This is a genomic window from Belnapia rosea (genome assembly GCF_900101615.1).
GTDB lineage: Bacteria > Pseudomonadota > Alphaproteobacteria > Acetobacterales > Acetobacteraceae > Belnapia > Belnapia rosea.
The window spans coordinates 501,338-517,586 of record NZ_FMZX01000002.1; the positions used below are offsets into that span (position 1 = coordinate 501,338).

Sequence of the window (16,249 nt, forward strand, 5' to 3'; positions counted from 1 at the left end):
CGGCGCCAGGTTTGGCCGGCTTCAGTTAAGGTCCCGCTAAACTCCCGGCTCAGAAACTCATCCGCACGCCCATATAGAGGCTCCGCCCCTCGCCGGGGTAAAAGACCGCCGTATTGGCCCCTTCGGCCCGGGCGTTCTGGATGGTGCCGAGATCGCTGACGAACCGCTTGTTCGTCAGGTTTCGCACGTCGAGGAAAACGAAGAGGTTCGGCGCGACCCGCACCCCTGCCTCGAGCCCAAGCTTGAAATACCGGTTGGCCCGCAGGGTATTGGCGTAATCCGCCCAGGCGCCCTCCGGCACCCAGTCGAGCACCGGCGAGACGAAGCCACGGCCCTCCGGTGCGGCATAGGTGAGCGTGGTGCGAAGCACATGTGGCGGCAGGCCGGCAATTCGGTTGTTGCCATATTGCCGGTCGCTGCGGAAGCGGAAGTCGTTCCAGGTCCAGCTCTGCCGCAGGGTGATGCGGTCGCCGGCGGCCAGGGCGCCCCGGGCGAGGTCGAGATGGCCAGCGAACTCCACCCCCTGGTTCACCGTGGCGCCGGCATTGAAGGTGCTCGCCGGGATGCTCGGGTCGACCGTGAATTGCAGCAACTGGCCGCGGATGGTGGATCGGAACAGCGTCAGGTCCCACCCATGGCCCTCGTAGCGGCCGCGGGTGCCGGCCTCCACCGTCCAGGCGCGCTGCGCCTGGAGCGGCACCCAGAAGGGCCGGTTGTTCACTGTCTGCAGTTGGTCGGAGAAATCCGGCACGTCCTGGCTGCGGGTGATGTTGGCGAAGACCTGCACCTGTGGCCGCGGCTGCCAGAGGATGCCCAGCTTCGGGTTCAGCCCCTCATAGGCGCGGCCGAAGCGTTGCCCGGTGAGGCGATTCTCGTAATCCCGCTCGTTGCGCAGCGCCTTGGCGCCGGTAACGAGGGCGAGGCCTGGCAGGAGCCAGAGCCGGTTCTCGGCAAAGACCTCGTAATTCTGCGCCCGCTGCACGCCATTCGCCGTCAGTGCCCCGCGCGAGCCCCGGAGATTGACATACTGCAAGGCGTCATTGGTGCCGGCGAAATACCGGCCGCCAAGCACCAGCTCGCCCTGCAGGCCGGCGATCTCGTAGCGCTGCGTCCAGCGCGGCGCGATGCCCCAGGTCAGCCCATCCTGATCGATCGCCTGGAAGATCGGGTGGTAGAGCTGCTTGTGGGTGATCCAGCTATCCACATCGACCTGCCCCGCATCGAGCCGGATGGTGGTGCGGTTGGCGAAGCGCTCGGCCCAGACGTTGCGCGCCTGGTTGCCGCTGAGAGCGGCGGCGGCGGCCTGCGGCCGGTTCAGCGCATCGGCGAGGGTCAGTGAGCCTGGGAGCTGCTGCCGGACGATATAGGCACCCGCATAGAAGCGTGTTTCCACCCGGTCGTTCAGCCGGTAGCCGAGATTGGCATTGAACTGCTCATACTGGCTGCGGCTGTGCTGCCGCCAGCCATCGGAATGGGTGACGCTGCCGGCCGCCAGCGCATCCCACTCGCCGAAAGCCGCCGAGACCTGGCCGGAGAGGCGCCCGGTGCCATAGGTGCCGCCCTCGATGCGGAGGGAGTTGGCTTCGGTCACCGTATGGGCGGTCGGGGTGATGAAATTGATGGCGCCACCGAGAGTGGAGCTCCCGAAGGTCAGCGCATTGCCGCCGGGATAGACGGCGGCGGCGCGCACCGCGCTCGGGTCGATCTGGTAGAAGTCGCCGCTGCCATCGGCGAGGTTCACCGGCACGCCATCCTGCAGCACCTCGACTCCCCGGAGGTGGAAGCCGCGGGCGATGCCGGAGCCGCGGATCGAGAGCCGCAATTCCTGCCCATAGCGGCTCTGGACGAAAACGCCCGGCGTATCGGCCAGCATGTCGCGCAGGGTGAAGGCGTAGCGGTTGGCGAACGCCTCCCCATCGACGAAGTGCGTGGCGGCGGGGCTGCGCTCCAGCGCCTCGCGCTGTTCGCTGACGGAGGGGGCGGTGAGGGAGCCCGGCGCCTGGCCGGTGATGACGAGGTCGGGCAGGGTAACCTGGCCGAAGGCCGGTACGGCGATGACGGCGAGCAACAGGGCGCGCCGCGTGACGCGCGAAAGCGTGGACATGATGGGTGAACTCCTGACGAGAGCGAAGGGACGCTGACGTCAGGCGCGGGGCGGGGCTCTGGGCTGCTGGGGTGGCGCGCGTGCCGGGGCAGGGGGCATGCCCGCCTTGGGCGGCACCAATAGGGGCGCATAGGCGACTCGCAGGGCCGGCAGCAGCGGCTCCGGCGGCACCGGCGCGGCGCCGCCAGGACAGAGCGGGCAGCTGTCATGGGCCGCCATATCCGGCGACAGGGGCTGTCCCTCGGCGTCGAAATGCAGCACGCGGATGCCATCCGCGGTGCAGATCTCGATGCCCTCACCGGCACCGAGCGCCGCCAGGCAATGCGCGAAGGCGCCACCCCACTGCAGGATGAGCAGCAGGGCGAGCACCACCGTCAGCAGGGGCGAGCGCCGGACCATCCTGCCCCTTTGCCGCAGGATGTCCCTTCTGTCACCCCGCTGCGAGGCTGAAGACCTGGATCCGCACCGCCTCCTGCGCCGGCCGCAGCGGTTGCAGCGTGCCGATTAGGACCAGCCTGTTCAGCCAGCCATGCGGCCCCTCGGGCGCGGTGACCTCGAGGGTGGAGAAGCGGTAGGGCCCGCCCTCCTGCAGGGGGTCGATCAGCACCCGGTTGTGGACCGTCAGCACGGCTCCATCCGCCGCCTCCATCTCATAGAGGGCATCAAGGCGGAGGATGCCATCGCGGCGGAGCAATTGGCGGTCGGCACCGCCGGGCAGGACCCGGCCACGGAGGCGTGGCCCCTCGAAGCGTCCACCGAGGATGGGGACGATGCGCCGCTCGCCGAGCGGCCCCTCGCCGAGCAGCGCGGTGGGGGCGATGTCGACCACAGCCTCATAGACGAAGTCCAGGCGGGGCGGGGGCGGCGTCTCGATCATGATCCGTGCTTCGGCTCAGGCATAGGGCAGGCCGACATAGGTTTCGGCCAGGGCCGTGGCGGCGGCGCGGGAGGTGGTGACATGCTCCAATTCGGCCAGCTGGCGGCGCTCGTCGAATTCGCTGGCGCCCTCGAAGCGGTGCAGCATGGAGGTCATCCACCAGGAGAAATGCTGCGCCCGCCAGACCCGGCGCAGAGCCGTCGCGGTATAGGCCTCGAGCGCCGTCATATCACCACCTGCGAAGAATGCGCCGAGCGCGCGGTCGAGGTGCCAGACATCGCTGGCGGCAAGGTTCAGCCCCTTGGCTCCGGTGGGTGGTACGACATGCGCGGCATCGCCGGCGAGGAAGAGGCGGCCATGCTGCATCGGCTCGCAGACGAAGCTGCGCATCGGTACGATGGTCTTCTGGAAGATGCGGCCCTCCTTCAGCCGGAAGCCATCCTCGCCCGCAAGGCGCGCCTGCAGCTCCGCCCAGATCCGGTCCTCGGACCAGTGCTCGACACGGTCATCAGGGTCGCATTGGAAGTACATGCGCTGCACCTCCGGCGTGCGGTTGCTGATGAGGGCGAAGCCGCGTGCGTGCCGCGCATAGATCAGCTCCGCCGAGGAGGGCGGCGCCTCGCAAAGAATGCCGAACCAGCCGAAGGGATAGATGCGGAGAAAATCCTTGCGCCGGTCTGCCGGGATGGCGGCGCGGCCTGCCCCGTAGGAGCCATCCGCGCCGACGATGATGTCGCATCGCAGCGTCTGCGCCAGGCCCGCCGCATCGGTGAAGTGCAGCTGGGGTTCATCGGAGGCGAGATCCGCTATCTCCGTGACCTTGGCGCCGAAGAGGATATGGCCACCCTGGGCGAGGCGTGCCGCGATCAGGTCCTTCAGCACCTCGTGCTGCGGATAGAGGGTGGCGACGCGGCCCCCGGTCAGGTCGGCGAAGTCGATTCGGTGGTTGCGCCCGCCGAAGCGCAGGATGGTGCCGTGATGCACGACTCCCTCGCGCCGCAGGCGGTCGGCGACACCAAGCTCCACCATCAGGTCGACGGTCGATTGCTCGAGGATGCCGGCACGGATCGTCGCCTCGATCGCCGCCCGCTCCCGCACCTCGACGATGACGGAGGCGATGCCGCGCCGTTCCAGCATCAGCGCCAGCAGCAGGCCCGCGGGGCCGGCGCCGATGATTCCGACCTGCGTCCGCATCAAGCCTCTCCTCGCCCGGCAGGCTTCCGGTTGCGGGGCGTCCGCGATAGAGGACGGAGATGCCGAAACCTTCGCCCGCAGCCGAGATGATGCCGGCGCCGGCCGCTGGAAAGGGCGGCGCCCTGGCCTCGCCACTGGCTGGGAGTCCGGCCTTCCTGGTGCGGCTGGCGCAGCTTCGGGCCTTCGACGAGTTCCACCGCCAATTCGCCAATTTCGGGGTGACGCCGGCCGGCTTCTCCGTTTTCGCGCTGGTGATCGCCAATCCTGGCCTGCGCCCGGGCGCCATCGCCGAGGAATTGCGGGTGAAGCCCTCCAATGTGGCGGTGCTGGTGAACGGGCTGGTCGCCGCCGGCCTGGTGCGGCGGGAGCCGGACCCGGCGGAGCTGCGGGCCAGCCTGCTCCACCCGACCAGGGCGGGCCAGACGCTCTGGCAGGATATGGAGCAAACCCAGCGTGAAACCGATGCCCGCTTCACCGAGGCGCTGACGCCGGAGGAGCGTGGGCAATTCGTGGCGCTGCTGCGGAAGCTGCTGCATCGTTGACCGGCCCTCCGCGGCGCCCGGCCGCTTGCGGCAGGCCAGGGGGCGATTATTATGCGCCTTAACAATCGGGGCAAGCGGCCTCGGCGGAAGGCGCAGCATGGATGCCCGGATTATCACCTATGAACTGCGTGACCGCATCGCCTGGATCGGGTTGAACCGGCCGCAGAAGCGCAATGCCATCAACGAAGCGCTGCTTGCGGGGCTCGAAGCCGCCGTGCTCCAGGCCCGGCGGGAGGCGCGGGCGATGGTCCTGTTCGGCCATGGCCCCTGCTTCTGCGCCGGTCTCGACCTCGCCGAGCATCGCAGCCGCGAGGCGGCCGAGGTCTTCCAGCATTCCCGCGCCTGGCATGCGGTCTTCTCGCTCATCCGCCGCGGCCCGGTGCCGGCCATTGCCGCGTTGCATGGTGCGACGGTCGGCGGCGGGCTGGAGCTGGCAGCGGCCTGTCATCTGCGTGTCGCGGATGCCACGGCCTTCTTTGCCCTGCCGGAGGGCAGCCGCGGCATCTATGTCGGCGGCGGCGCCTCGGTGCATGTGGCGCGGCTGATCGGTGCGGCGCGGATGATGGACATGATGCTCACCGGTCGGGTGGTGGATGCCGCCACGGCCGAGCGCTGGGGCCTCGTGCAGTATCAGGTTGCCGAGAGCGGGGCGATCGGGCAGGCGGAGGCGCTCGCCGCCAGGCTTGCCGATATGGCGCCGCTCACCGTGCTCGGCGTGCTGCAGGCCCTGCCGCGCATCCAGGATATGAGCGAGGAGGATGGGCTCTTCGTCGAGAGCCTGATGGCGGCGCTGGCCCAGACCGGGCCCGAGGCGGCGGAGCGGCTCGGCGATTTCGTCGCCAAGCGCGGCGCGAAGGTGGCGGAGCCGGGCGAAGGCGGCGGGCCGTAGCGCGGAGGGAACCGCCGCAACCGGGGTTATCCCGCTCGCCATATCAGGCATGATGCAGCGCCACGGTAAGGAACCCGACATGGATCCAGCACATCCCGGAGACGGCGCATCCTCCGCCGAGAGCGGCCCCGCGCCGGGACTTCACCGGGCCCTGCTGGAATCGGGCAGCCTGCAGGACATCATCGCACGCGAAGCCCCGTCCCTCCGAATGACGACACGGGAGGAGCGCGAGGCCTCGCTGCAGGCGATGCTGGCCGGGCGGCAAGGGCAGGAGATCTGGGTCTTCGCCTATGGCTCGCTGATCTGGAACCCGCTGATCGAGATCGTCGAGCGGCGGCGGGTGTGCATCGAGGGCTGGCACCGCTCCTTCTGCCTCAGCACCGTGGCCGGGCGCGGCTCGCTCGCGCATCCGGGGCTGGTCCTCGCGCTCGAGCCGGGCGGCCATTGCGAGGGGCAGGCCCTGCGGCTGCCGCGCGCCAGGGCCGAGGGCGAGCTACGGCTGCTCTGGCAACGGGAGATGATCACCGGAGCCTATCAGCCGCGCTGGGTGACCATGCTCGACGCCGCGGGCCAGCCGATAGGCGAGGCGATCACCTTCGTGATGAACCAGGCCAGCGAGCAATATGCCGGGGCGCTGTCGCCGGAGGAAGTGGTGCGGCGCATCGCCACCGGGCGCGGCTCGCTCGGCAGCTCGGCCGACTACCTCTACCGGACCCGCGACGGATTGCGGGGCTGCGGCATCCGGGATGAGGCGCTGGAGGCGCTGGCGCAGTCCGTCGAGGTCGCTCAGGCATAGCGGCTGATCGAGCAGGGCGGCTACAAGGACGAACGGGTCGTGCAGATGATGACCACCGACAATCCCAGCCAGGTCGCCGCCGATTGTGGCACCGTGGTGCAGCGGCGGGGGAGCGGGGAAAAAAGCGAGCTGCGGGAGGCGCTTCGCGCCACCAGGTTCGATGCGTCGGATCTCGCACCGCAGCAGCGCATCTGCCGCGAGCTGCAGGGCTTCATCCGCGCTCCGGCGCTACTGGCCTGGGGCGTCCGGCGTGGCTGAGGCGGGCGGCACGCTGCGCTTCGACCGCCGGGCCGCCGCGGCCCAGGCTGACCTGATCTGCGCCGGATGGGAGGCCGCAGGCGGTCCTGGCGGCGCCGTCCTCCTGCTCGACCGGGATGGCCCCATCCATGCCGCCTGCGGCGGCCTCGCCGATCTGGCGCAGGGCCTGCCGGTCACGCCGGACACCACCTTCCGCTGGGCCTCCATCACCAAGCAGGTGCTGGCCGCCCTGGTGCTGCGGGCCGGCCTGGACCTTCAGGAGACGCTTGGGCGGCATATCCCGGAGCTTCAGCCTGAACTCGGCGCGGTGACCCTCGATCATGCACTGGGCATGACCTCCGGTCTGCCCGATGCGATGGAGGCGGCCTGGCAGACCCAGGTGCCGCCCTCGACGGCCATGTCCCGCATCATGCTGTTCGATTTCGTGGCGCGGCTGCCGGGGCTGAATTATCCGCAGGGAACCGAGATCAGCTACACCAACACCGGCTACCGCCTGGTGCAGCACCTGCTGGAGGCTCGCCTGGGCGCCCTTGGTGAAGTTTGGCGGGATGCCTTCTTCCAGCCGCTCGGTCTCGCCTCCCTCCGCTTTCCGGAGAATTGGACGGATCCGGTGCCCGGCCTCGCCCGCGGCTACTGGGCCGATGGGCGAGGGGGGTGGCATGAGGGATGGTATGGTCCGCATCTCTCCGCCTCGGGCGGCCTCGCCGGCTCAGCGCGCGACCTTGCCGGGTGGCTCGCGGGGCTGCTCGCCGGCAGCGGCCCGCTGGCGGGCCTGCTCGATCTGCTGGGTGCGCCACGTCGGCTCACCGATGGGCGCGAAACCGCCTATGGCCTTGGCCTCGGCCTGACGCCGCTCGGCGGGCACCAACTGCTGGGTCATGGCGGATCGTTGCCGGGCTACAAGAACCACGTCCTGCTCAGCCGGGAAGCCGGGACGGGCGTCGTGCTGCTGTCGAACCGGGAGGAGATCGACAGCCTCGGCCTTGCGCTCTCGGTCATGGCGGCGGGCCTCGGGGCGTCGCAGCCGCCGCCGGTCGCCCCCGATGCGCTGCCGCCCGGCCTTTACGCCTCGGCGGATGGGAGGCCGTTCTGGATCGAGGTGGCGGAGGGTTCCGTGACCTTTCTCGGCACGCGGGAGCGGTTGTACCAGGGCGAAGATGGCTGGGCCGTCTCCCGCAGCCCCTATATGTGGATCAAGCTTCGTCAGGACGGTGCGGAGATCATCGGCGAGGTGAACCATGCCGCCTATCGCTTCCTGCCCGTGGAAGATGCGGCCTGCGACCCCGCCTGGGCTGGCGAGTGGCGTGACGCTCTTGTCGGCAGCGGCTTCACCATCGGCGATGATGGCCGTTCGATCGCAGTGGGGGCGGGGCCGCTGCGGTCCACGCTGCCGCTCACCCCGCTCGGCTCCGGCCGGGCGCTGTTCCGCCGGGCCGACGGCCCCTGGACGCAGCAACCCTGCCTCATGTTCCGCGACGGCATGGCGCGGATGGTGACGAACCGCTGCCGCGTGCTGGAATTCCGCCGCCCCGTCAGCGTCGGCTGAGCCAGGCACCTGTCAGCAGCACGACCACTACGACCCAGATGGCGAGCATCGCCTGGACGACGCCGAAGATCGGCGCGTCCCGGGCGACCAGCGCCCCGGCGAGGACGCCGGACACTGCCAGCAGAAGTCGGATCACCACACCCATCGTTCAGGTCCCCGTCGGTGGATCAACCGAGGCTGAGCACCACGCGGCCATCGATGCCGCCGGCCTCCATGGTGTGGAAGACCGCGTTGATATCCTCGAGCTTCCCCCAGGAGAAGCGTGCGGCCACCTTGCCTTCGGCGGCGAAAGCGAGGGATTCCTCGAGATCCTGCCGCGTCCCGACGATCGAGCCGCGGACCGTGATCCGCTTGAGAACGGTATCGAAGATCGGCAGGCTGAAACGGCCCGGCGGCAGCCCGACCAGCGCCATGGTCCCGTGCGAGCGCAGCAGCCCATAGGCGAATTCGATGGCGCCGGGAGAGACGGCCGTCACCAGCGCGCCATGCGCGCCGCCCGTCTCGCGCAGGAAACCCGCCGCGGCGTCCGGATCCCGCGCATCGAGCGCGACATCGGCACCGAGGGCGCGGGCGGTGGCGAGCTTGTCCGGCAGCACATCCACCGCGACGACATGCATCCCCATGGCCTTGGCGTATTGCACTGCCATATGGCCGAGCCCGCCGATGCCGGAGATCGCCACCCATTCGCCGGGCCGCGCCTCCGTCTCCTTCAATCCCTTGTAGACGGTCACCCCGGCGCAGAGCACCGGCGCGGCCGGGCCCATCTCGAGGCCCTCCGGCAGCAGGCCGACATAGTTCGGGTCAGCCAGCGCGTATTCGGCGAAGCTGCCATCGACCGAATACCCGGTATTCGTCTGCGTCCCGCACAGCGTCTCCCACCCCGTACGGCAATGCGGGCAGTAGCCGCAGGCGCTGTGCAGCCAGGGGATGCCGACCCGGTCGCCTTCGCGCAGCCGAGCCACGCCAGGGCCGCAGGCGGCGACATAGCCGACGCCCTCATGGCCAGGGATGAAGGGCAGCTTCGGCTTCACCGGCCAGTCGCCGCGGGCGGCATGGAGATCGGTATGGCAGACGCCCGTCGCCTGCAGCCGCACCAGGATCTGGCCCGGTCCGGGCTGCGGGATGGGCCGCTCCTCGATCAGGAGCGGTTGGCCGAATTCACGGACGACCGCCGCACGCATCATGCCTGCCATGGATAACTCCAGCGAATGCCGTGGCATATTCCAGCATAATACCGGCCGGTACCTTGATCCAGCGCAAGGCGCGTCTGGCTATCCGGGACGACCATGGGCAGGCATCCGGGACAGACCGGTCCGCCCGAACCCGTGGAGGCTCCACGATGTCGACTATCGCAACCATCCTCGTCCATGCCGAGTCCGATCCCGCTGCTTCCGGTCGCCTTCGCCTGGCCACGGGCCTCGCACGGCGCTTCGATGCGTCCCTGACCGGGTTTGCCGCGGGCGATCCGGTGATCCCGATGCTGGCCGATGCGGCCGGAGCCGATGGCAGGCTCATCGCCCAGTTGCTGGACGAGGCCGAGGCACGGGTGCGTGCCGAATTGGCCAAAGCCGAGCGGTCCTTCCGCGCCGCCGCGGCTCCGCTGGCCGAGGCCCAATGCGAATGGGGCGGTTTCCTCGCATCCCCGGTTGCGGCCCTGCTGCACGAGGCGGCAGCAGCCGATCTCGTTATCATCGGCCGCGCCCAGGCAAATGGTGAACAAACAGATCTCGTCGCACCCAATCCGGGTGATGTGCTCATGCAGGCGGGGCGGCCGGTGCTGGTGGTTCCACCGGAGGTCGAGACCCTTACGGCGCGGCGCATCGTGCTGGCCTGGAAGGAATCCCGGGAGGCCCGGCGCGCGGCGGCGGATGCGCTGCCCTTCCTCGTCCAGGCCGAGCAGGTCCTGCTCCTGGAGATCACAGATCGTGGCGCCACCACGGAGGAGTTGGCCACGGCGCAGATCCGGCTCGAAGGTGTCGCCCGCTGGCTCGGGCGCCATGGCGTCGCTGCCATCCGCAGCAAGGCGATCGCCCTCCGTGCCGCGACAGTGCCAGAGGAATTGCAGCAGGCGGCGGAGGCGTTGCGGGCGGACCTGATCGTGGCTGGTGGCTATGGCCATTCCCGGCTGCGCGAATGGGTCTTCGGCGGCGTCACGCGGGCCTTGCTGCAGCAGAGCCCGCTCTGCTGCCTGCTGAGCCACTGAAGCGAACGGAGTGCCGGGTTCAGAGGGCGCTTTCTGCCCGACTGAGATCGCCCTGACTGGTCCGACGCAGCGCCGCCTCGGCGGCGGCGAAGCGTTCGGGATCGGCCAGGACACGCGGCACCTTGTGCTGGCCCCCGAGCTTGCCCTGGGCTCGCATCCAGGCGGCGAAGGCGCCTGGCGGCAGCAGTACCATCTCGGGCGGCGCCATCTGGCCACCACGGCGATGCGCGGCGTAATCCTCGTTCGCCGCGATCAAGGCCGCATCCACCGCGCGGGCGAGATGGTCCGCCAGCGCCGGATCGGCCGGTGCATCGGGCTCCACCAGCCAGCGATGCGCGCCGAGCGCGCCGAGAAAGACCGGCCCCACCGTGTAATCTGCAATGGTCAGGCCCCGGGCCCGGGCCACGCCGAGCAGTGCCGCCTCGATCTCCTCCCCGTCCAGATGCTCGCCGAAGGCCGAGAGGCTGTAGGAGGTACGCCCGGTGACCAGCAGCCGTGGCGGAGAGCGGTCGACGAAGCGCACGGTATCTCCGAGCACATAGGACCAGAGCCCGGCGCAGGAGGTGACGAGGACCGCATAGTCGATGCCGGTCTCGATCGTCGCCACCCAGTGACGGGTCGGTGCCGCGAGGCCGAGTTCCTCCACCGGTACGAATTCCCAGAAGACGCCGGCATCGAGGGTGAGGCGCATGCCCTCGCCATTGCCGCGATCGGCAAGCGCCCCGAAGCCCTCGCTGGCGGCATAGACCTCGCGCGTCGCGCAGCCGGGCGGCAGGAAGGGGCGAAGCCTGTCCTGATAGGGCGCCCAGGGGACGCCGCCATGCACCAGCAATTCGAGCGCCGGCAGGGGCGGCATGCCATGCCGCGCGGCCAGACGCTCCAGCAGCACCAGCAGCCAGCTCGGCGTGCCGGAGAGGATGCGGATCGCACTGGCCGGCGTCGCCTCGACCAGGGCATCGAGCTTCCGGTCCCAGTCGGGGATCAGGGCCAGCCGTGGCGGCGGGAAGCTCCAGGGGCGGAGCGGGGCCGGCACCCCCACCGCCGCGATGCCGGACAGGTCGCCCTGGCGAACACCGGAGGCAACCCGCTCCAGCGCGGTGGAGCCGCCGAGCATGAAGGAGGACCCGCCGAAAATTCGGCTTTGTGGATGGTGGTGCAGGTGCCAGGCCAGCACGTCCAGCGCCGCCCGACGGTTGCCCCGCATCATGGGCGCGGTGACCGGGATGTATTTCGTGGTGCCGGAGGTCGTACCGGAGGAGAGCGCGAAATAGGGCACCCGCCCGGGCCAGCTCACATCCACCAGGACCGGATAGGCCGGCTGCCACCAGTCGCGCCAGAAGTCCTCGTAGCGCCGGATCGGCACGCGGGCCTGGTAGTCGGCGACGCCGCCGATCCCGGCGAAGCCATGCGCCCGGCCGAAGCGCGTGCCGGCCGCGCGGCGCAGCAGCCGGGCCAGCAGCCGGGACTGGGTTGCGGCCGGATCGAGACGTTGCAGCTGCCTGAGGCGGAGCGCGGTGGTGGCACGCAGGGGCGGCGTCGCATCGAAGGGCGGCATCATGGCCGCAGCACCGTCACGCGGGGGAATTCAGCGGCGACCGTCGCCGGCCGCAGCGGCAGGCGGATACTGCGGCCCTCGCGCCAGAGCGGGATCTGGTCGGCGAAGGCGGCGCTGCCGAGCCAGCCATCCTGGCCGCCGAAGAGAGTGAACCAGTTGGAATCCGGATCGCCGAGGTCGGACACATAGCGCGCCATGGAGCCGAAGCTCACCTCGTGCGGGCCGCCGACGAGGCCATGGCCCGTTTTCATCGGCGTCTCGCGGGAGCCGCCGACCGGCATGTCCCCGAGCACGAAGGCGCGGCCGAGCACCGGCAGGTTCACCAGCCAATGGGCCGCGCGAAGGCGATGGACATCGCCCCAGCTGCGGTAGCGGCCCGCAAGCGGCGCGGCCTCGGTCAGCGCCCGGCGCAGCAACTCCGTCCGGCGTGCCTCGGGCAGCGCGTCGAGGTCGCGGAGCAGGAAGGTCGTAATGAAATTCCACCCCGTCTCCGGGCCGCGCCCGCTGCGGCCTTCCGGCAGGAGAGTAGGCAGCAGGCGGGCAAGGATCAATTCGAAGACCAGGGCGGCGCGGCTGTCCGCCGCGTAGTCGCCATCCCAGCCGCGCAGCGCAGCGAGCAGCGCCGGCTCTGGCGGGCCACCTGGCAGCGCGTCGAGATGGGCCAGCAGACCCTTGGCCAGCACCGCCGCCTTGGGGGCCAGTGTGTCCCGCTGCAGCATGGCCAGATCCTCCGGCGTCAGCTTCGGCCGGGCGAGCAGCAGCGCCCGCAGCCGGGCGACGCGGTCGCCATCGCTGAAAAAATAGCCAACGGGCGGCGGCTGCCGCGCCCAAAGGTCCGGGTTCTCATTGGCCGAGGCAAGCACCCCGTCCGGCGGATTCTCGAGCGCGGGCAGGTCCCCGGCATGCAGCAACCGCGCCCAGGGGGCCGTGGCGGCCGGGTTTGTGGCATCGAGCACGGGGCCTTCGGCGGGGAAGCCGGTGCGGGAGGGGAGGATGGCCGCCGTCAGCCGGCCGATCGTGCCGCCGCGGTCGGCATAGAGGAAATTCTGCGGCGAGACGGCGAAACTTGCGAAGCTCGCGCGGAATTCGGCGCCGTTCCGGGCGCGGGCGGCGTGCAGCAGGCTGGTGATCTCGTCTGCCGGCTCCTGGCCGGCCCAGCGGAGCGCGAGGGCCTCGCCCGGCCGGCCGGGCACCACGCTCGCATCGGTCAGCACCGGGCCTTGCGGCGTCATCCGCACCCGGCGCGTGGTGGGGAACCAGAAGCGCTGGCGGATGGTGGCCTCGCTCTCGGTGAAGGCCCCGGGCGGCAGGCGGGAGACATCGAACAGATCCGAGGAGGCAGCGCGAAGATTGGTGCCGCCCCAGGCTACATCCGGGTTGCGGCCGAGGCCGATGATCGGCAGGCCCGGCACCATCATCCCGACCGCGTGGAAGGAGGGCGAGCGCATCCCGACCAGCAGCCAGAGATTGGGCAGCGACAGGCCGAGATGCGGGTCGGAGGCGAGCATCGCCGCGCCTGAAGCGCTGTGGGTCGGCGCTACCGCCACGGCATTGCTGCCGGCGCGGGAGAGGCCGGCCAGCAGGCCAGGCAGGTTCGCCTCGCGCGGTGCGGGCGGTGTCATGTTGGCCCCGGCCTCGAGCGTCCGGCGCCAGGCGGCGGCGAAGCCCGGCTTCCCGCGCTCGGCCAGCAACGAGAAATAAGACAGCCAATTCACATCCGTCCCCGCGAGCCGGCCGATCGCCAGCAGGTCGGTGGTGGTGAAAGGCTCCGGGCGGAGGCCGAGCAGGCCGAATTCCGGCGGCCGCGGCCCTTCCAGCGTCACGCGGTTCAGCCCGGCCAGGAAGGCCGTCATGAAGGCGCGGGTCTCGGGCGGCCAGCGGCGCTCGATCTCCGGCGCCGCATGGGCGAAGTCGAGGATGCGGAGCGCATGGTCGTAATCCCGTGCCAGCGGCCCGGCCATCTCGGACAGGCGGCCACGAGCAACCATTCGCAACAGAGCGATCTGGCCACCCCGCAGATGGCCATGTACCAGGCCGAGAGCATAGGCGAGGTCCGTATCCGACCCGGCCTCGATCCAGGGCACCAGATGCTCGTTCCAGCGGATGGTGACCGGGCCGGCAAGGCCGAGACCCTCCTGCGGGAGGGTGGCCAGGCGCTGGTCGATGCTGGTCGGGCGTGGCGCCAGCGCCCCGCATCCCGGCAGCAAGGCCAGCATGGCGAGTGCCAGCGACACCCCCCTTGGGCTGCGCTTCGAATTCAGTCGGTGCCGCTGCTTCGCCATGCCAGCCAGATTGGCCGCCCGGTCCCGCACACAAGCCGCGGAAACGAAGCCTTGCGTCAGGCCTGGCCGGCCACTTGGCGAATGGCGCTGACCAACCGGCTGAGTTCGACCGGCTTGGTGAGCAATTCAAGGGGAGCGGTGCCGTCATGCAGCGCCCTCGTTCCCCCGTTGGGCGGGTAGCCGGTCATCACCACCACCGGCAGGTCGGGCCGCCCGGCCCGTAATCGGGCAATCAACTCCCGCCCATCCAGGCGAGGCATGCGGAGATCCGTCAGCAAGACGTCGAAGCAAGCGCCGGTGCTGGCGATTTCCAGAGCCGCCTCGCCATCCGGTGCGGCCAGCACCTCGAACCCGGCATCGAGGAGGCCCTCCTCCAGCACCTCGGCGGCCAGGAGTTCATCCTCGGCCATCAACACACGAAGCGGATGCGTGTCATTCATGCCGGGTGCTCCCTGACGAGGGGCAGCGCAACCTGGAACACCGCGCCTGCGCCGCGGTTGAGCCAGGCAAGCCGTCCGCCCATGCCGCGCAGGATGCCTGCGGCGATGGGCAGGCCAAGGCCGGTACCCTCGCCGGGATCCTTGCTGGTGACGAAGGGTTCCAGGATGCGCGCACCGAGCGAGGCCGGGACGCCGCCGCCGGTGTCCTGCACGGCCAGCGTCATCTGCCCCGGCTGCGGCCCGGCGCGGAGGGTGACCTGGATCTGCGCCAGCGCATCCGGTTCCTGCCGGCGCCGGCGCAGCACGGCATCCCGCGCATTTTCCAGCAGGTGCAGCAGCGCCTGCTCGAACTGTGCCGGGCGACCGAGCACCGGCGCGGGCTCCGATGCGTCGAGCGTGACCTCGATCCGGTCGAGGGACCAGGACCGGCGGGCAACCTCGACCGCAGCGGCGGCGGCTTCGGCGGCATCGAAGGTCTCGGCCTCGCCCGGAGTGTCGCGTGCCAGCTCGCGCATGCGCTCGAGCAGCGCGCCGAGGCGGCGCGTCTGGCCGAGGATGACCTCGATGGCACGGCGGGCGCCGGTGCCGACCTCGAGCGTGGCCCGGGCGCGATCGGCCCAGAGGCTGATGATGTTCACCGGCTGGCTCATCTCATGCGCGACACCGGCGCACATGGCGCCGATGGTGGCGCGGCGGGCCGCCTCCACCAGGTCGGTCTGCAGTCGCCGCAGCTCCGTCACATCCCGCAGGCTGCCGAGCAGCCGGCGCGGCTCGCCCTGGATGTCGGGCAGGGGGGCGAGGACGGTGTGCCAGTGGCGGATGCCCTCGGGCCCGGTGATCGTGCTCTCCCAATCCCGCGGCGCGCCGGTGCCGAAGCAGGTGGCGAAGGCGCTGGTCAGCTCGGCCGCCGGGACGGCGTCGAGGAGGACGTCCGGGCCGCTGCCCTCGATCGCCTCGCGCGGCCGGCCGAACAGCCGGACGAAGCTCGGATTCACTGTCTCGAAAACGAAGCCACCGCGCTCCGCCCGGACCACGAAGAGCGCGTCCGACATATGCTCGAAGAAACCGGCGAGGCGTGCCTCGCTCTGGCGGGCGCGCGCCTCGGCTTCCCGCCGCTCCGCCACCTCGCGCGAGAGCGCGGTATTGGCGCGGGCGAGATCCGCGGAGGAGGGCAGGGCCAGGACACACGGCAGCAGGGGCCAGAGGGCGATGGCGGTAACGACCGAGACCACCGCCGTTACCGCCTTCACCGCACCTTCCAGCCCGTAATCCGGGTACCAGAGCGTCCAGATCGAGAGGAAATGCGTCGCGCCGCAGGCCAGGATGAACAGCGCGAACAGCTCGAAGGTCCAGGGGAAGGCCAGGTCGCGCCGGCGCCGCGCGATGACGATCAGCACGATCGGGATGGACCAGTAGGCGAGACCGATCAATGCATCCGAGACGACATGCAGCCACAGCAGTTCAGGCCGCCACAACAGGCAGACGCCATGCGGTGCCAGCGCATCGGAATCGAAGAGTGTGGCCAGGTTGGGCATTGAATTCGGACCACCGATCGGTACGGGC

General features: G+C 70.3%; 16 protein-coding genes. 6 read left to right on the forward strand and 10 right to left on the reverse strand.

The genetic code is table 11. The annotated features are described in order from the left end of the window. Window positions 1-49: 49 nt before the first annotated feature. From BLR02_RS08550 to BLR02_RS08565, 4 genes are read right to left on the reverse strand one after another with little or no spacing between them, the layout of a single operon-like run. Complete coding sequence (locus BLR02_RS08550; RefSeq protein WP_090662337.1) at window positions 50-2,104, reverse strand: TonB-dependent receptor family protein; 2,055 nt, start codon at window positions 2,102-2,104, stop codon at window positions 50-52. Between the two features lie 39 nt (window positions 2,105-2,143). Beyond that, window positions 2,144-2,503 (reverse strand): DUF2946 family protein, encoded by a 360-nt coding sequence (locus tag BLR02_RS08555; protein ID WP_090662339.1) that lies wholly within the window; start codon window positions 2,501-2,503, stop codon window positions 2,144-2,146. A 31-nt stretch (window positions 2,504-2,534) separates the two neighbouring features. After that, window positions 2,535-2,981, reverse strand: coding sequence for a DUF3237 domain-containing protein (locus BLR02_RS08560; RefSeq protein WP_090662341.1), 447 nt, complete (start codon window positions 2,979-2,981; stop codon window positions 2,535-2,537). Window positions 2,982-2,996: 15 nt separating this feature from the next. Next, window positions 2,997-4,175, reverse strand: a complete 1,179-nt coding sequence (locus tag BLR02_RS08565; RefSeq protein WP_090662344.1) for a 4-hydroxybenzoate 3-monooxygenase — start codon at window positions 4,173-4,175, stop codon at window positions 2,997-2,999. 59 nt (window positions 4,176-4,234) lie between these two features. Here BLR02_RS08565 and BLR02_RS08570 point away from each other — a divergent pair, with 59 nt between their 5' ends. The 5 genes from BLR02_RS08570 to BLR02_RS08585 all read left to right on the forward strand — a co-directional run bounded on the left by BLR02_RS08570 (window position 4,235) and on the right by BLR02_RS08585 (window position 8,206). Continuing rightward, the gene (locus tag BLR02_RS08570; RefSeq protein WP_090662346.1) at window positions 4,235-4,717 is read left to right on the forward strand and encodes a MarR family winged helix-turn-helix transcriptional regulator; all 483 of its coding nucleotides are present in this window, start codon (window positions 4,235-4,237) and stop codon (window positions 4,715-4,717) included. A gap of 97 nt (window positions 4,718-4,814) precedes the next feature. Next, window positions 4,815-5,606: a crotonase/enoyl-CoA hydratase family protein gene (locus tag BLR02_RS08575; protein WP_090662348.1), complete on the forward strand. Its 792-nt coding sequence runs from the start codon at window positions 4,815-4,817 to the stop codon at window positions 5,604-5,606. Window positions 5,607-5,685: 79 nt separating this feature from the next. Beyond that, window positions 5,686-6,402: a gamma-glutamylcyclotransferase gene (locus BLR02_RS08580; RefSeq protein WP_090662350.1), complete on the forward strand. Its 717-nt coding sequence runs from the start codon at window positions 5,686-5,688 to the stop codon at window positions 6,400-6,402. Window positions 6,403-6,441: 39 nt separating this feature from the next. After that, the gene (locus BLR02_RS29360; RefSeq protein WP_176849442.1) at window positions 6,442-6,660 is read left to right on the forward strand and encodes a hypothetical protein; all 219 of its coding nucleotides are present in this window, start codon (window positions 6,442-6,444) and stop codon (window positions 6,658-6,660) included. Continuing rightward, window positions 6,653-8,206 carry a serine hydrolase domain-containing protein gene (locus BLR02_RS08585; RefSeq protein WP_176849443.1) on the forward strand — a complete coding sequence of 518 codons (1,554 nt, stop codon included), beginning with the start codon at window positions 6,653-6,655 and terminating at the stop codon, window positions 8,204-8,206. The genes BLR02_RS29360 and BLR02_RS08585 overlap by 8 nt, the downstream gene beginning before the upstream one ends. Here the strand turns inward: BLR02_RS08585 and BLR02_RS29365 are convergent. After that, window positions 8,193-8,342 carry a hypothetical protein gene (locus tag BLR02_RS29365; RefSeq protein ID WP_176849444.1) on the reverse strand — a complete coding sequence of 50 codons (150 nt, stop codon included), beginning with the start codon at window positions 8,340-8,342 and terminating at the stop codon, window positions 8,193-8,195. The genes BLR02_RS08585 and BLR02_RS29365 overlap by 14 nt on opposite strands. A gap of 31 nt (window positions 8,343-8,373) precedes the next feature. Beyond that, window positions 8,374-9,399 carry a zinc-dependent alcohol dehydrogenase gene (locus tag BLR02_RS08590; protein WP_090563512.1) on the reverse strand — a complete coding sequence of 342 codons (1,026 nt, stop codon included), beginning with the start codon at window positions 9,397-9,399 and terminating at the stop codon, window positions 8,374-8,376. Window positions 9,400-9,545: 146 nt separating this feature from the next. On the opposite strand from BLR02_RS08590, the gene BLR02_RS08595 reads away from it, so the two are divergent. Beyond that, on the forward strand, window positions 9,546-10,409 hold the full coding sequence (locus BLR02_RS08595; protein WP_090662354.1) for a universal stress protein: 864 nt from the start codon (window positions 9,546-9,548) through the stop codon (window positions 10,407-10,409). A 19-nt stretch (window positions 10,410-10,428) separates the two neighbouring features. On the opposite strand, the gene BLR02_RS08600 is transcribed toward BLR02_RS08595, so the two are convergent. Genes BLR02_RS08600 through BLR02_RS08615 form a run of 4 tightly spaced genes read right to left on the reverse strand, consistent with a single transcriptional unit; the run spans window position 10,429 to window position 16,221 of the window. Continuing rightward, window positions 10,429-11,967 (reverse strand): GH3 family domain-containing protein, encoded by a 1,539-nt coding sequence (locus BLR02_RS08600; protein WP_218127893.1) that lies wholly within the window; start codon window positions 11,965-11,967, stop codon window positions 10,429-10,431. Further along, complete coding sequence (locus tag BLR02_RS08605) at window positions 11,964-14,246, reverse strand: penicillin acylase family protein (protein ID WP_090662485.1); 2,283 nt, start codon at window positions 14,244-14,246, stop codon at window positions 11,964-11,966. Before BLR02_RS08605 ends, BLR02_RS08600 begins: the two co-directional genes overlap by 4 nt. 56 nt (window positions 14,247-14,302) lie before the next feature. Further along, window positions 14,303-14,686: a response regulator gene (locus BLR02_RS08610; RefSeq protein WP_090662356.1), complete on the reverse strand. Its 384-nt coding sequence runs from the start codon at window positions 14,684-14,686 to the stop codon at window positions 14,303-14,305. Then, window positions 14,683-16,221, reverse strand: a complete 1,539-nt coding sequence (locus BLR02_RS08615) for a two-component system sensor histidine kinase NtrB (protein ID WP_176849445.1) — start codon at window positions 16,219-16,221, stop codon at window positions 14,683-14,685. The genes BLR02_RS08610 and BLR02_RS08615 overlap by 4 nt, the downstream gene beginning before the upstream one ends. Between the last annotated feature and the right edge of the window lie 28 nt (window positions 16,222-16,249).

Excerpts from the sequence above, each read along its gene's own strand:
- BLR02_RS08555 (WP_090662339.1), bottom strand. The coding sequence starts at position 2,503 with ATGGTCCGGCGCTCGCCCCTGCTGACGGTGGTGCTCGCCCTGCTGCTC.
- BLR02_RS08575 (WP_090662348.1), top strand. The coding sequence starts at position 4,815 with ATGGATGCCCGGATTATCACCTATGAACTGCGTGACCGCATCGCCTGG.
- BLR02_RS08615 (WP_176849445.1), bottom strand. The coding sequence starts at position 16,221 with ATGCCCAACCTGGCCACACTCTTCGATTCCGATGCGCTGGCACCGCAT.
- BLR02_RS08550 (WP_090662337.1), bottom strand. The coding sequence starts at position 2,104 with ATGTCCACGCTTTCGCGCGTCACGCGGCGCGCCCTGTTGCTCGCCGTC.
- BLR02_RS08560 (WP_090662341.1), bottom strand. The coding sequence starts at position 2,981 with ATGATCGAGACGCCGCCCCCGCCCCGCCTGGACTTCGTCTATGAGGCT.
- BLR02_RS08595 (WP_090662354.1), top strand. The coding sequence starts at position 9,546 with ATGTCGACTATCGCAACCATCCTCGTCCATGCCGAGTCCGATCCCGCT.
- BLR02_RS08580 (WP_090662350.1), top strand. The coding sequence starts at position 5,686 with ATGGATCCAGCACATCCCGGAGACGGCGCATCCTCCGCCGAGAGCGGC.
- BLR02_RS08605 (WP_090662485.1), bottom strand. The coding sequence starts at position 14,246 with ATGGCGAAGCAGCGGCACCGACTGAATTCGAAGCGCAGCCCAAGGGGG.
- BLR02_RS08565 (WP_090662344.1), bottom strand. The coding sequence starts at position 4,175 with ATGCGGACGCAGGTCGGAATCATCGGCGCCGGCCCCGCGGGCCTGCTG.
- BLR02_RS08590 (WP_090563512.1), bottom strand. The coding sequence starts at position 9,399 with ATGGCAGGCATGATGCGTGCGGCGGTCGTCCGTGAATTCGGCCAACCG.
- BLR02_RS08570 (WP_090662346.1), top strand. The coding sequence starts at position 4,235 with ATGCCGAAACCTTCGCCCGCAGCCGAGATGATGCCGGCGCCGGCCGCT.
- BLR02_RS08600 (WP_218127893.1), bottom strand. The coding sequence starts at position 11,967 with ATGATGCCGCCCTTCGATGCGACGCCGCCCCTGCGTGCCACCACCGCG.
- BLR02_RS08610 (WP_090662356.1), bottom strand. The coding sequence starts at position 14,686 with ATGAATGACACGCATCCGCTTCGTGTGTTGATGGCCGAGGATGAACTC.